At 73.1% G+C, this 942-nt stretch carries 3 protein-coding genes; all 3 read right to left on the bottom strand.

All coding sequences use genetic code 11. From position 1 onward, the window contains the following. On the bottom strand, positions 1-464 hold a 464-nt coding region (locus tag QAA18_RS12715; RefSeq protein WP_279413457.1), incomplete at its 3' end, for a polyprenyl synthetase family protein. Between the two features lie 7 nt (positions 465-471). Continuing rightward, entirely contained in the window at positions 472-735 is a 264-nt protein-coding gene (locus tag QAA18_RS12720) for an exodeoxyribonuclease VII small subunit (protein WP_279413458.1), read from the bottom strand. A 21-nt stretch (positions 736-756) separates the two neighbouring features. After that, a partial coding sequence (gene tilS, locus QAA18_RS12725; RefSeq protein WP_279413459.1) for a tRNA lysidine(34) synthetase TilS occupies positions 757-942 on the bottom strand: 186 nt, incomplete at its 5' end.

Consider the following 942-nt stretch of genomic DNA (forward strand, 5'->3'; position numbering starts at 1 on the left):
CACATGCCGCGCACGCCGGCGGCAGCGGCCAGTTCGGCGAGCATGTCCACGCGCGCCTGTGCCGGCAGCGGTGCGCGCGCGAGGAGTTCGAAGGCCAGCGACTGCAATGCGTCGCCGGCCAGGATCGCGGTGGCCTCGTCGAACGCCACGTGCACGGTCGGCTTGCCGCGGCGCAGGTCGTCGTCGTCCATCGCCGGCAGGTCGTCGTGGACCAGGGAATAGGCGTGCACGAGTTCGACCGCAGCGGCCGCCGCGTCCAGCGCGGCCGGGTCGCAACCGAACGCGGTGCCGGTGGCGTAGGCGAGCAAGGGGCGCATGCGCTTGCCGCCGTCGAGCGCGGCATGGCGCATGGCGGCGTGCAGGCGCGCCGGTTCGGCGCCGGGGTCGGGCAGGGCGGCGGCAATGGTGGCGTCGACCCGGGTCCGCCATTGCGCGAAGCGCGCCGGGGTCCCGGGTTCGGGCAAGGCCGGATCAGGCATCGTCGCCGGCGCGGCCGTCCGGGAACGGCTGCGCCGTGGCCGGATCCTCGGGGTCGCCGAGGAGGCGCACGCGCAGCTCGGCCTGTTCCAGCGCGCTCTGGCAGCGGCGATAGAGGCCGACGCCGGATTCGTACGCCTTCAGCGATTCCTCCAGGCTCATGTCCCCGTGCTCCATCTTCTCGACGAGCTTTTCCAGCGCATCGAGCGAGGTCTCGAAGTCGGCGACGGGCGAGGGCGCGGCGGGCGATTTGGCCATGGCCATGAGTTTACTAGGGATTCAATCCCAGGGAATCCAGGCCAGCGCGGCGGCGCGCTCGCGCAGCCAGGCGTCGAACGCCGCCGAGGCGACCCGGTCGCCGGCCGCCAGCACCTGGCCGTCGCCGTCCGACAGCAGCGGCAGCCGCTCGCGCAGCCACGGCGGCACGCCGAGGTCCTGGAGTACGTGCTTCAGTTCGTGGCTGTG

Origin of the sequence: Luteimonas sp. 8-5, from assembly GCF_029763755.1 — a bacterium.
In the GTDB taxonomy this organism is placed as follows: Bacteria; Pseudomonadota; Gammaproteobacteria; order Xanthomonadales; family Xanthomonadaceae; genus Cognatiluteimonas.